The following is a 13,544-nucleotide window of genomic DNA, read 5'->3' on the forward strand; positions in this document are numbered from 1 at the left end:
GCATTGTCGATCTATGCGTCAACACTGCCGGCGATGCTTCCGGACGGAAATCAGCAGATGTACGGGGGTGGTCAGCAATTGCTGAAGATGTCGCCGCTGTCGGCGGTGCAGTTGTCGATGCCCGACCCGCCCGACGCCGAAGTCACCGTTGCCCTCGCCGGCGTTGAGGAGGGTGACCCGTTCGCCGGTAGCCGCCGTCATGCCGCCGCCTGCACCACAACCTGCTCGATCACGGCCTGCACGCTGCTGACAAAGCTGCGCTGGTTCTGACGGGTCTCCCCCGGCCCCACCAGGACAGCGGCGAACTGGCTCCACCCAACCCTCGTCGCACCGGCGGCGTGGCGGCTTCAATTGGCCCCACCAGACGGACTTGTCCGGCAACTACAGCCTGTTACTGCCACACAAGAGCGAGCACGCGGATCGCGGCACGAGAGTGCGTTGCGACCTGACGACGGGACGGTGGCCTGCGCGCGTGCTCAGCGGCAGACCCGATGACCGCTTCCACCACGGGATGAGCTCTATCAGTCCGACGGCGATGGAAGGCAATAGCCGGGCTTGCCCTGCGGGGTATAAGACGGTCGAAATGGCTTCAAGAAGCGGCAGCAGATCGAGCACCACTCATCAATTGGTCCGAGGCGATTCACGCGATGCAGTACATCGGGTAGCTGCTCGCCTGTGCGCGCGAAACAGCGTAGAACCCAGTGATCTTCACTCTTCGGCCAACCGACGAGGGCGAGGTGGACCGCTGTCTCGCCGTCGTGCCACCAGCGGTCCGTCGGCCCGGTGGCCTCCTCGATCAGCCGCATGTCGCACACGTCGATGTCTGGGAGTTGCTGTGGTTCGGTCACGTAGGTGAAGGTGGCGTGCGGCCATGCTGCTACTTCTGCCAGTAGCGCATGCTTCTCCAACCGTTGCGCCAACGTGCGGTCGATCACCCGGTCAGACCATTCACCGGGCTCCATGGTCGTCCTGCCATCAAACAGCAGCGATACCGGCCAGGTCCACGAGCCGTCGATAAGTGCTGCCGGCATCGACCATCCGCATTCCGGTGTCCAGCAGAAGTACGCCTCACCGTCCAGGCCGTATTCCATGTAGTTTTCGCCCGGTCTCGGACGGTATGCAAGCCCGCCGTACCGTTCCTCGAAGGCGATGGCGGCTTCGATCAAGTCATCAGGCACAGAAGTAAGCGGGCCGTCTGGCCCTCTGGCTGTGGCCGACAGCCGGATTTGTTCCACCGACGTCGACTCCCAACGCTCGCCGCGAGCTGCGAGGAACCGCGCGACCCTCGCTGAAATTGTCGGGTCGTCCAGGATGTGCATCGTCGAACCGTACGATGCAAGCTGCATCCGGCTGGGGTCGGGTGGTGGACGCACTCTCGTCGGCGCGAGCGGGCGTCGGGCGGCCCTCGGCAGGGTGACGCCCTAGCGAGCGGATCGCGGCAGATCAGTGAACTCGGTCCTTCGTTGCGTTCATCCCGACTTATGCATTTCCGAGGAGGTCCCACCGGTTTCCGGCGATGTCGAGGAAGACCGCGACGCGGCCGTAGGGCTCGGTACGCGGTGGGCGTACGAAGGTGACGCCGGCCTCGATCATCCTCCTGTAAGTAGCCTCGAAGTCGTCGGCGCGAAGGAAGAGCCCGACGCGCCCGGCTGCCTGGTGACCGACGGCCGCACTCTGATGTTCTCCGTCGGCGCGGGCAAGGAGAAGGCCGGTTTGCGCGCCGGGCGGGCGGACGACCACCCAGCGTTTCGGCCGCCCGTCGTTGGTGAGCGACGGTGAGTCCTCGACGAGCTCGAAGCCGAGTACTCGGGTGAAGAAGGCGATGGCCGAGTCGTACTCGTCAACGATCAGCGCAACCAGGTCGATCTGCACCCCGGCAGCGTACGCATGGCCGAGACCGTCGTTCGCACTGCCGCGCGTTATCGGCGGCAGATCCGGACGTCGCGTCGGGCGGGTTCGGCCCTCGCACGATTGGCCTGCCATCCTGCCGGGGTGGAGGAATGGGCGTACAACGGCATGGCCTACCAGACCAACTCGATGTACCTCCTGCCGGAGGACGCGTGGACCTATGAGCTGACCGGGTCGTGCCCAACGTCCGGCGCGGTCGCCGGGCTCGCTGTGGTGATACCGGATACGACGCACGACGGCGAGCAATTCACGCCTGCGGACGCGTTGCATGCCTGGGTGGCTGCCGCTGAGGGGCCGCTGCCCTGGCCGGTGCTTCTGCGCTTCATCCGCTTCGTTGAGGCATCCGGCGACATCGTGTCCGCTGGGCCGGGCGCGACCGTGACTGGCGACCTCTCCCTGTCCTTGAACTCGTGGAGCTTCGCGAGTCGAATCTTCGAGGTCACGTCCTACCATGACGGCGAGCACGACGGTTGGTGCTACGAGCTCTACGAGGTAGAGCCGACCCATACGTCAAACGACTACATCGACATACGCGTCCCCGACCTCCGACCGGCTGGCGGACCGTTCGTACCGGCCCCCGCACGGCAGGTCACCGTCGCAGGGCACGGCAGCCCACGGCTTCCGTGGCCGGTCTTTCGGCACTTCCTCGATGCCATCTCCGCCAGCGGCGACATCATCAACGATCAAGATGGGCTGATGGCCTAACCAGTCGGCGGTACGCGCGGACGGCGGCAAATGAGTGCGGTCACCTCGGCGAATGCGCCGTGAAGTCTCCCGCGTACTCGTCCGATTCGACGATTGCACCCATGCGCGCGAGTAGCTGGACCTGCTCTCGGGTCAGACACCAGCCCATCGCGTTGTAACCGCTGTCTGGATCATCGAACCAACGGACCATCATCAAGCCCGCTTCGACGCCGCCACCCTCAACGAGAGCTCGCACCCGATCGGCGGCGCGCTCGATGCGTGCGAGACGATGGACGCTTGCTCGCCGATCGGTGCGTGCGTCTCGCAGCGGATCTCCCAGGCAGCCCTTTGACCTTCTGAGCGCTGATCTTGACGGAGGTCTTCGGCGATCAAGCAGATGAGAGCCACTTGGTCACCGATGAGGATCACCAGCTCGCCATCGGGGCGCTCTGTATGCGTCTTCGCGAGTTCTTCAACCTCCTTGACCCCCAGTCGCATTACAATTCGGTTAAGCACTGTCAGCCTATGTCTAAATATACACGAGAACGGACAGAACGGCACGACCGTGCCGCCTGATTTCATCCAATCCAGGGGAAGTTGATCAACACTGTGACCAGGCGTGTGACCACGGCCAATCAAGTGCGGTCCGTGCCGTTCGATCCATTTACATTCCCGACTGCTACATATAACCGCATTGCAGCGTCCATAAACTGCGCGTTTCAGAAACTGGCCGTGCGGATCAACGGCGCGGAGCGGGATCTGATTAAGCAGCATTGCAGGCCGACCACTTGACATCCTATGAGGACCACAGTCTGCCCCCGACGCCGATAGGCAGTTCCGATTTCGGGGGCCTCGCGCCGCTTCGATAGTGACTCTTCGTCAGGAAGCGCGTGTCCTCCGGAAAGGCACCTGGCGCGTCTGAACATCGCGGATGAGTGCAGGCGCTAAGTTCGGCCGCCAGGCGGCCGATCGACGGGTCGGGCCGGCGGCCGAGGGCCTCTGCGGCGAGCAAGCGTCTTTGCGCCTAATGGCGCTGGGTTTCGCCCCCATCAGCAGAGGCAGCCGAGGACGGCTGCCGCGTCAATGTCGGCGTCGTTGGCAAAGGTTCCCCATCCCGCATCCGGCGACCATCGGAATCCGCGTCCTCCGGACCAGGTGCTCATCACCCAGACGTGGGTTACCTCGTCCGGCAGGTTGGGCGCCACCGCCGGCGGCGGTGCGCCGGGACGCATCAGGATGTCGTTGACCTCGAACGGAGCGGTACCTGCCAGACCCGCGACGATGACGAACAGATGATGCTCGACGGCGGCGGCACGAGCCAGCTTGGTGAGGTTGTCGAGTCTTGACGGGCAAGCCGTCCACTCGCCGATCCACGTGCTCAGCGCATCGCCAGTCTGGGGGACGCAGCCACCGGTTCGCTCTGTGGGTAACTCGGGCATGACGTAGATGCTGCCCGGGTAGTTTGTGCCAGCCTGATGAGCCCCCAGCACGCCGAGGCTGTCGGCAATTTTTGCGAATCCGGGGTCAGTGTCGAGGATGTCGCGACCGTACAAGGGCGGCACCTGCTCGAGGGCGCCCAGAAACCCCGGTAATTCGGCCCTCAGCTTCTTCACGCTGGCGTCGGGCCGGACGCTGACCGCCCATCCCCCGGCGATGCTCGGCTCGATCCACCGCTTGCCTCGCCCGTCGAGGACCTTCCAGAACTTGAGCAGCTCCGGGTCGACGGCCGCGGTCACCTCAAGCGCGGCGAACGTACGGCCGCCCTGGACGGCGAGGTCGAAGTCGTGAGTGTTGGGCGAGGTGTTGTCGTCATGCTGGCCGATAACGACAGCAGGCAACGTCGCCCTGACACAGCTGGCAGCCCATAACTCCTCGGCCCGAAGCTTCTGCACGCGGCAATTCTGGCTGCCGTCAGGCAGGCACAGCAAGCCCAATTCTGTAATTCGCCGGCTCTCGAGCGCCTATTCACCCTAATGCCCGTCGATCCCGTCCGGACACGTCACGGTCGGGCGCTTGCCTGCCACGCCGAGTTCACGACGTTCGGCTGCACCGGTCTCGTGTGCTGGCGGACAGCGCTGACGAACGGTGAAGGGACCGAGTGGTTCGGTATACCGGTGCTTCCGTGCCACCAGCTTCCCTCGATCAGAATTACGGCACGACGGGCTCGGGTTAGGCCTACGTAGAAAAGAGATCGCGATTGGTCGTATTCGGTGGGCGCCGCGGGGAGCCATTCGCGGCGTTGCCTGCTCCACCGTCGACTCGGCAAGATCCCGTCAACGAGACCTGGGAGGATGACATAGTCCCATTCGCGTCCTTTGGCGGAGTGGTAGGTGGTCAGGGTGATCTTGCCGACGCGCAGGGCTCCGGCGATGTCGCCCACCGTCAGGTTGTTGCGCATAGCGGCTCGCTTCAGCTCGGCCATCGCTTGTTGATCTCGTCGTTGTGGGCTGCCTGCGGTAAGAGTGGAGAGGGCAAGAGCGTCGTCGAGGGCGTCGAGCCATTCGGTTAGGCCGGCCTCGGACGAGACTTCACTCACCGCAGTCGCGATCTTTCGGGCGGCAACTCGGCGCAGAGGTCGCGGTGCGCCGAATGATTCGTTCATACGGCGGTACGCCCCGGTCAATTGCCCGATGGTCGAGACGGCTGTGGCCTGGTCGATCTCGGGATAGCCGATGGGCCGTGGGCCGGCAACGGCGCGGGCGGCGCAGGCGCGGACGAAATCGACAACGTCGCCGTCCGGGAGGCGTCGGTCGTTCTCGTGGATGTACTCGTGGTCACTGCGGTCGAGTGCGGCGAGAAGGGCGTCCAGGAGCCAGCTCTTACGGGGGTAAAAGACGGCGATTTGGTGGGCCGCAACGCCAGCTCTCACGAGTTCGTCGATTTTCGCCACTGTGATCTGCGCGTGCTCGTCTTCTGCGCCGGTGACGGTTACTAGTTCGACGACGCCGGGGTCGTCGCGCGACGGGTCGGCTGCGTGGTCTCGGATGCCTTCGATAGCAGCGTGGCTGACGGTGATGATGGCGGAGCCGCATCGGTAGTTGACATTTAGCGTCGCGTCCCGGAAGTCGGCCCGGCCTGCCAGTGAGACTAGGAACGCGGGATCGGCGCCGGTGAAGCGCATGATGGTCTGATCCGGATCGCCAAATGCGACTATGTCGACCTTGCCGTGGTCGTGCAGGTGCGTCACGAGCGCGTGCAGCACGGGGCCTAGATCTTGGTACTCGTCGACGATCAGCAGCGGGAAACGGCTCGCAACTAGCCCAGTGACGCGAGGCTCCCTGCGAAGCAGCGCCAGCGATTCGGAGACCATGAGGTCGAAGTCGTACCACCCCCGTTCCAACAATCGCTGGTCGAAGAGACGGGCCGCCCGCGCGAGCGGATCACGCTCGTCCTGCTCCAATCCGGCTGCGAGCCTGCGCCGGATCTTGACCACCTCCGTCTTCACGTACTTGACTACATCGCCCGCGGTTGTCTCGTCGAGGCAGTGTTGTAGCAGGTCCGCCCAGTCATCAGAGCCGTCGTCGACGATTTCCCCTGTTCCGGGAGGAGCGACCTTAACCAGTGGGCCGTACGGCCGGAGGATTCGAGTCAGGCACCAGGAGTGCAGCGTGCCGGCCGCGATTCGGCCGCCGGCGCGTACGCCCATACGCCCGAGTCGATCGGTGATCTCTTGGGCTGCGTGTCGCGTGTAGGTGATGGCAGCAAGGCCACGCCGCGGCGGCAGGACCGCATCCAACGCATACGCAGCCTTCGCGACGAGGGTGCGCGTCTTGCCGGATCCCGGGCCAGCGCGAACGACTTGGCTGCCGGGATGCAGGACCGCTGCGAGCTGTGATTCGTTGAGTTCTGCCAGCTCCGCGGCGAGCCGCCGATTTAGCCCGCTCGGCACGATCACGCGTCTCCGCCGTCCGCGGCCAGGTGGTCAAGGATACTGAAGCCACGCACTTTCCAGGATGTTCGGTCGAGCGCGGCTAGAACGTATCCGTAGGTTCCCGCCGATAGCAGCAGCTCCGTCGAGGTGTTCTCGTCGACCTTTTGGATCTCGTCGACAGACAAGCTGAGTTCGTCCGCTAGTGCGCTGCAAGTACGTTCTTGGACATGGCTGGCCAGCCGCTGGGCATATCGGCCCTTGCTGACCGAGTTGATGCGGCGGAGAAGTTCTTCGTGATGGTTTCCGTCGGCCGTCGCTGAGCGAATTGCCGTGCAAGCGGCCGCGAAGCTCACCCGCTGAGTGGCCCGCGGCTCCAGTTCATTGTGAGCGGTGATCATTTCGTCGGCGAGGAGCGGCACGATGTCGGGTTCGAGCGTGCGGTGACCGACAAAGATGTCGTGTTCGGCCGCAAAGCGCCGGGCATGGTTCGTATCAACGCTGGGTCCGCCGTCGACGACCTCCTGCACGACCTCGTCGAGCTCCATCTGGCCGACAAGGCTCGCTGCCCGTTTCAGTCCGGCCGCGGCGTACTCGCCCTTGCGGTAAGGATCACCGTCGGTGATGATTACGTGAGGCACGCATAGCGCATCCTTGTTCAGCAGCCGACGGTACGGGCCGAAATTCGTCCCGGAAATGTTGGCCACTACCACGCCGTAGGCGTCGAGATCGAACCCGAAAGCCGCGGCGATGGCAGGGATCAGGTAGGTCTCGGAGGGGCCCTCGACCAGTACGGCCGCGGAGCAGAAGAGCAGCTCGGCTCGGTTGGCATCGATGTAGCGCTCGATGTCGGCTGTCTCCAGATCGGTCAGCTTCGCGGCGCCGGCGCAGGCCGCGATTGTGGCCTCATCGGGGCCGGGCCGTAGCAGGATGAGCGACCGAAGATGGGTAACGGCGGCGATGTGCGGGCTATGGGTTGTCACCAGTAGCTGAGAGTCGTTGCCCAGCAGGTAGCGGAAGAGCTGTCTCTGCAAAACGGGGTGGAGGTGGGCCTCGGGCTCCTCAACCGCCAGTAACGCCGTGACGATCAAGTCACGGCTGCGGCGGGACGCAAGTCGTTCGAGCAGCAGGCTCAGGTAGATCACGTTGGCGTTGCCGGTCGACGCTTCCCCGACGTTGCGGGTGCGGCTCTCGTCGACAAATAGCCGGATCGACCGCATGAGACGCTCGGGCACGCTCGAGGCGAATCCCAGTGTGGGTGTTACCTGCATCCGCGGGCCAGCCATGTCTTCAAGCCTGCGGTCGATGTCGGCGGCTACGGCGGTGATCTGCTCGTCATCGGCCAGCGTCGTCATGGCGTCGCTCACGGCCTCGGCTGCGGTCTCCAGAGCCGATCTGGCTGGCGGCCGCGCATCCAACAGCTCCTGCAGCGGCGAACTACGCCACCGGGACAGCTCGCCGACGGCGTCTCGAAGAGCGGGAAGCACCGTCAGCGACACGTCGTCGGTGAAGGAGCGGGGCACCTCTGCCTCGTCCGCGCCCCCGAAGATCCGGGCCTCGTAGTCGTCAGTGCCGAGCTCCCCGGTAGTCGTGACATCCGAGCGAGGTCTAAAGACGTACGTCAGCCGAGCGACGAGAGGATCGAGCCCGACGAAGCAACCGTCACATGCGGCGTCCTCCTGCAGTGACTCGTCAATGTCAACGAGATCCACCTCGATCCGTACCTCGACGCCATCGGAGAGTCTCCGACCTCCGAACTCGCAGATGTCCTCGGAACGCAATCTCTGGGCGCTGCGCGGCAGGTCCGGGTCGAGCACCAGCCGTAGTGCGTACAGAAGATTGGACTTACCGATCCCGTTCTCCCCTACGAACACGGCGTTCGCCGGGAACGGATCTATCTCAAGATCAAGAAAGTTCCGGAAGTTCCGGATCGCAAGCTTGCCGATTCGCATGTTGCCCCCTCCGGCGCCGCCGGGCGGGACCCCTACCCGCCCTCCTTGCCGAGCCGAAAGATCTTCTCAGAAAATGCTCCTCAACCAAGGGCTTACGCGAGAGAACGGCCGAAGTTTGTCCACATGCGGGGATCGACTCCACCGAAATATCACCACATTGTCGCCGCAGGAGCCAATCCGTCCGCCTGGCCGGGCGAGCCCGAATGAGGAAGGGCCACAGGGCGATCGACGGGGCAAGGACTAGCAGTAGCTGGCTCAGATCACGAGCTCTTCACCGCGTCCGAAATGACTGCAGAAGCGCACGCTGCTACGACGGCTCTCAGCTACGGCCTCCTCCATCTGGTTAACCCGATGGGCCGCTGACGCGCTCGCGGCCGAGGGACACAAGCCGACACATCGCGTCCGTCGGTTACCCTGTCGCTCTGACCACGTCGTCGCCCTTCAAGCAGATCACTCGGCTCGGATGCCGGACGTCACTGTGCGCACGATATTGATCACGCCAGCGCGGAAGACGGATCGAGGGGCTGGACATCCAGCCCAGCAAGCCATGACGATAGACCGGACGTATTGCCGCGCACACCGAGAGTGTGACACTCGGTCGTTCGCCCAGAAGGATGCGGGAGGCCATGTGACGAGCGCTCGCCACATGATCGATCGGCAGGGCAGCGACGCGGCTATACGGCTGCTCAAGGCGATCGCCGTAGCCCACCTGTACAACCAACGCACGCAGGCATATAGCTTCGGCGTCTCCACCACCCTGGCAGTCGGCGGTTTGCTAGCCGTACCGGGAACCCGGTTCAGCGCAGGAATCACACTTGCCGGCGCCGTCTGGGCTGCGGTCTACAAGGGCGTGATGGCGCCATGGAGTGAAAAGTACCTGCGCATCGCAGCGACGCTGCAAGAGATGTTCGACGCTGACCTGCTCGGTCTGCCGTGGAATCGGGTCGTAGTGGGCGACCGGATCAGTGACGAGGAGGTGAGCCGGCTCAGCCGGCGTTACCGCGGCGACGACGACCGGCTGCGGCGCTACTATCTCGTGGCGAGTACGGTGCCACCGTACGACGTGTTGTTCTGCCTGGAACAGAATTTGGCCTGGGGCTCGCGGATACGGCTGCGATTCGCCCAGATGATGCTTGGAATTATTTCGGTCTGGTCCGCGGCTGGTGTTGCGTTCACCTTCGTCACGGGTGCCACGGTCAGCAGGCTGGTCACCGGATGGTTTGTGCCATCGCTAGGGCTGCTCCTGCTGTGTCTAGAGATGTATCGCACACAGATGGCCAGCACACGGGACCGGATTCGCGTCCTTAGTCTGGTCCGCCAGATAATCGACGAGCCGTCGTCACCGGTGATCGCCTCCCCAGCCGCGCTGACGACATTCGCCCGGCAAGTTCAGGACACGCTTTATCACATGCGCCGCATCCAACCGCGCTTGCCGACATGGTACTTCCGGCGATACCACGACCAGGACAAGGCTGATTTCGAGATCAAAATGCAAGTCTTGGAAAGACGGTTTCCTGCGCCATGACCGCCTTCGAGGAGCTGGTCCGCGAGTTCGATGAGGCGAGCATTGCATCGGAGATCATCGAATCTCTACTCGACAACGGATTCGAGATTCGTCAAGGGAGTATCGAGGCCCTCGGCCGCGGCTGGAGCGGTGCCAGGCTAGCGAAGGCGCTGCTGGTCGAAGATTCCTCCCCGCGCTGGTGCGTTCTCAAATACTGTCCTCCGGTCCCGGCAAACCATCGGCGTGAGCCGCGACAACACCGGCAAGCTTGGCGCGACACCCCACCGAAGTTCCGCAAAGCGCATCTCACCGAGATCGTCTTTCCGGCAGTTCGGCTTCGTAACGGGGCGGTTGTCATCGGCCAGTCGAAAGCTGACGGTGTTCCGTTGGGTTCGGTCGAGCCTGGTCAACTCGCCACCGCATGCCGAGTGGTCTGGGGCGAAATACTCAAAGGGTGGGCCGGTAAGGACTATGACAGCGATCACTCGACAGTGGCCGACCTGCTGGCGTTAGAACTCGGCGACAGCTTCGATATAGGAGGATGGCTGTACGAATGGGCACGCGAGCGGGGCTTGCTCGCGCCGACCTTTCTCGAGCTGCCAGACGAAGACGCGCCGCTGCCCAATCCATGGCGACTGCTCGTCGGCCACTCACCAGCCATCCACGGACAGATCCACTATGTGGTTGGCCGGTCCCATGGTGACCTTCACGGTGACAATATCCTCCTTCCGACGCGCGACGGAATCGTCACCCCGGCTAGTTTTCGGCTGATCGACCTGGCCACCTACAACCGGCGGGCACCGCTGAGTCGAGACCTCGCTGCCCTGCTCATCTCACTGTGCTGGCGCCAGATCGGGGCGTCCATTCCGCCCATCCGCCACGCTGCCCTGACCTATCTCGAACTTGACCACAGCAATCCTGGTCTGCACGGGGTCGTTCCGAGCGAGGTTCGAAAGATCATTGACGCATTGCGTGAGCCGACTTTTCAGTTCCTCCACTCCAAGGGGTGGGACCAACACCACTGGCACCGGCAGCTGAAGGTCTCCCTACTTGCGCAAGCAATGTTGCACAGCGCATATGAGTCCGGTCCACCAGACGCCCGACGGTGGTGTGCACGGCTAGCGTGCAGACTGACCCGGGTTCTGCTAAGGCAGGAGGAACCACATACCGGGCCGTCAATGCACTTTGACGCAGGGAATGTCCACAGCCGCGTGACCTTACCGGTGAAGCAGCCTGACAAGCATGCGCCGCGCAACAGACCGGCGTTCGTCAATCGGAGCGATCAGCGAAGCCGACTACGAGCTGCCCTTGAAGATCAGGTCAACTCAGTGGTAGTGCTATGCGGTCCGGCTGGGATCGGCAAGACCGCACTTGTACGGGAAGTACTGACCGACCTCGGCTGGACGGACGCCGAAGACGAGAGTTCGGTAGTGCGCTGGTACGACGCCACACCGTACGGCGAAATCGGCGTGCCGACCCTCATCGGGGCCCTCGAGTCGCCCGGATTAGATCGGGTGGCCGGCCCGTCCGCACGGGCACGCCTCGAAATCGCGATGGACAGCATCAACGGCGCCAACGTCTCCCGAGGCGGCCTCCCGCCTGTGGTCGTGATCGATTCGGCAGAAAACCTACTCGACGGAGATCACGTCCTGCGCGATTCCGAACTCGACCTCGCCATGGAGGCTGTGCAGAGCAGGCTGCGCCCTGTCGTCAAAGTCGTCCTTGTTACGCAGGTCATGCCCGAGGCGACGACAGGCATGGCGTGGATCAGAACGGCCTGCCGGATCTCCGTCGATGGCCTGGATACGGAGTCTCTTCGTGAGCACTTCAATAACCTTGACCCCCGCAACAGATACGGCCTGTCTGGTCTCTCGGAGACTGAACTACGTCAGGTTCACGGTCATCTGGCTGGAAATCCAAGACTCGCCGAGCTTCTCCATGCGGTTCTCAGCAGCGACCCACCAGGCCTGCAAGTCGGCGAAGTCCGGCCCTGGCTGCTGTCCCGGCAGGTCAATGAGGTTCACACGGGCTTGGTGCAGCTGCTTGTCGGCAACCTTCCGATTGAACAACAAATAGTCGTGCAGGCGTTGGCAGCGCTCGGTATACCGGTCTATCCCGACGCCGTCGCCAGCGTCCTCGAACCGTACCTAGATAAAAGTCTTGTGCAACCGGCCCTGGAGGCTCTTGTGGAAGCGCGACTTGTCCTCGTACGCCGCGACGGTCGCCGATACCTCCGTAAATCCGAGATTAGTGCGGTACTCGGATCCCTGGCCGATAGCGACTGGAACGACAACGAGGGGCAGTCGCCAACCCGTCGGCGCCTCCTGCTCAGATCGGCCGGCGTGTTGCAAGCCTGGCAGAAGGACGACGACGACGTAAACGGCATCGCCGACATGGACATGCACTTCGCGCGCATCGACGTCTGGCTTCGGGCGGGGTTGTTCGACCAAGCGCACAGTCTCATCGAATCTATAAATGAACTCGTGCACATCTGGGGCACTGGCGCCGAGCTGCGTACTCAGCGGGAGGCCATCTGTGATCGGCTTAGCGACGACCGCGAGGGCGAGATGGTGAATCTCGCAGCGCTGGGCGACATCTACTCTTACAGTGGCGAGTTCCTCCGAGCACAACTTACATACAAGTCTGCGCTCGCCATTGCCACCGCGGGGCGGTATCGGGAGGCGGAGCGCCGCATTCTCATCGGGATGGGCTACATGTTCTGGGAACACGCCCACGTCACTGAAGCCGAACAGCACTATCGCAGAGCCCTAGACCTGGAAGGCGAGTACGGCGATGACCCCGGCGACCGAGCCGCCGCGCTGATCGGCATCGCCGACTGCCAACAGCGGCACGGCTTCTACCGTCAAGCGGTGGCCTACGCCCTTTCAGCCTTCGATGGCGTCCGCGACAACGACCCTGGACAGGCGATCGACGCCGCGCTGCGGCTGACGCGCTGGTACGCCGAGCTGGATCAGATACCGGACGCCCTCACCATGCTGATGAGGTGCGAAGACCTTATCTCGGCCTACCCCAGCCCATCGGCGCAGGCAGACATTTTCAACGCGGCAGCCAACTTGGAGCTCTATCGCGGCCGGTACGACGGCGGGCGGGCGACGGCAGCCCAGGCCGTCGATTACGCGCGCGTTCATCGAGACGCAATCAACCTGGGAAGATCGCTAACCACCCTGGCCCTCGCCCACGCTCACCTCGACGACCTTCCCGCTGCCCGGGAGGCAATCGAAGAATCGGCCCGTTACCGAGTGGCAGGTCAGGACACCATCGAACTCGCACTCCGCGGAATCATCGCCCGCCGCTGCGGATTGCCGGCCACAGCGCGCGACCTCTTCCGTCAACTACACGCCGAGACGACCAGGCGCACCGAAGCTGATCGCAGCGATCTCGCCGCCTGGGACTTCACCGGCCTTGCGCGAAGTTACGGGGTCCTGTGCGGGCAGGCGACCCCAACGTCGGCGCTCGAGGCGTTTCGCCAAGCACGGCCTCAACCAGCGGCGCCAACCCCCGGGCTGGACGACCGCTTAAAATTCATGGTGGAGATGATGGCGGGCAGCGATCCCTCACTCGAACCCGTGCTAACTGGGCTCGCACGTATCCGGCCCGGTCGCAGCAA

10 protein-coding genes are annotated in these 13,544 nt (G+C 63.7%); 4 read left to right on the top strand and 6 right to left on the bottom strand.

Annotation, left to right across the window (positions count from 1 at the left end; all coding sequences use genetic code 11):
* A partial coding sequence (locus tag LPA41_RS40565; protein WP_229076821.1) for a hypothetical protein occupies positions 1 to 270 on the top strand: 270 nt, incomplete at its 5' end.
* Between the two features lie 251 nt (positions 271 to 521).
* Here LPA41_RS40565 and LPA41_RS40570 read toward each other — a convergent pair.
* Together LPA41_RS40570 and LPA41_RS40575 are read right to left on the bottom strand one after the other, a co-directional pair.
* Positions 522 to 1,319, bottom strand: coding sequence for a hypothetical protein (locus tag LPA41_RS40570; RefSeq protein ID WP_229076822.1), 798 nt, complete (start codon positions 1,317 to 1,319; stop codon positions 522 to 524).
* 160 nt (positions 1,320 to 1,479) lie between these two features.
* Positions 1,480 to 1,872 (bottom strand): VOC family protein, encoded by a 393-nt coding sequence (locus LPA41_RS40575; RefSeq protein WP_229076823.1) that lies wholly within the window; start codon positions 1,870 to 1,872, stop codon positions 1,480 to 1,482.
* A 15-nt stretch (positions 1,873 to 1,887) separates the two neighbouring features.
* Between LPA41_RS40575 and LPA41_RS40580 the strand changes: the two genes are divergently transcribed.
* Positions 1,888 to 2,613, top strand: a complete 726-nt coding sequence (locus LPA41_RS40580; RefSeq protein WP_229076824.1) for a hypothetical protein — start codon at positions 1,888 to 1,890, stop codon at positions 2,611 to 2,613.
* Positions 2,614 to 2,805: 192 nt separating this feature from the next.
* On the opposite strand, the gene LPA41_RS40585 is transcribed toward LPA41_RS40580, so the two are convergent.
* From LPA41_RS40585 to LPA41_RS40600, 4 genes are all read right to left on the bottom strand, one after another.
* Positions 2,806 to 3,090, bottom strand: a complete 285-nt coding sequence (locus LPA41_RS40585; RefSeq protein ID WP_229076825.1) for a hypothetical protein — start codon at positions 3,088 to 3,090, stop codon at positions 2,806 to 2,808.
* A 551-nt stretch (positions 3,091 to 3,641) separates the two neighbouring features.
* Positions 3,642 to 4,484, bottom strand: a complete 843-nt coding sequence (locus tag LPA41_RS40590; RefSeq protein ID WP_229076826.1) for a hypothetical protein — start codon at positions 4,482 to 4,484, stop codon at positions 3,642 to 3,644.
* Positions 4,485 to 4,591: 107 nt separating this feature from the next.
* Positions 4,592 to 6,487 (bottom strand): UvrD-helicase domain-containing protein, encoded by a 1,896-nt coding sequence (locus LPA41_RS40595; RefSeq protein WP_229076827.1) that lies wholly within the window; start codon positions 6,485 to 6,487, stop codon positions 4,592 to 4,594.
* Positions 6,484 to 8,412 carry an ATP-dependent endonuclease gene (locus LPA41_RS40600; protein WP_229076828.1) on the bottom strand — a complete coding sequence of 643 codons (1,929 nt, stop codon included), beginning with the start codon at positions 8,410 to 8,412 and terminating at the stop codon, positions 6,484 to 6,486. Before LPA41_RS40600 ends, LPA41_RS40595 begins: the two co-directional genes overlap by 4 nt.
* Before the next feature lie 646 nt (positions 8,413 to 9,058).
* On the opposite strand from LPA41_RS40600, the gene LPA41_RS40605 reads away from it, so the two are divergent.
* A complete protein-coding gene (locus LPA41_RS40605; protein ID WP_229076829.1) occupies positions 9,059 to 9,937 on the top strand; it encodes an S-4TM family putative pore-forming effector in 879 nt (292 codons plus the stop codon).
* Positions 9,934 to 13,544, top strand: a 3,611-nt coding sequence (locus LPA41_RS40610) for a hypothetical protein (protein ID WP_229076830.1), incomplete at its 3' end; no start/stop codon positions are given. The genes LPA41_RS40605 and LPA41_RS40610, both read left to right, overlap by 4 nt.

Source organism: Actinoplanes sp. DH11, assembly GCF_020873875.1.
In the GTDB taxonomy this organism is placed as follows: Bacteria; Actinomycetota; Actinomycetes; order Mycobacteriales; family Micromonosporaceae; genus Actinoplanes.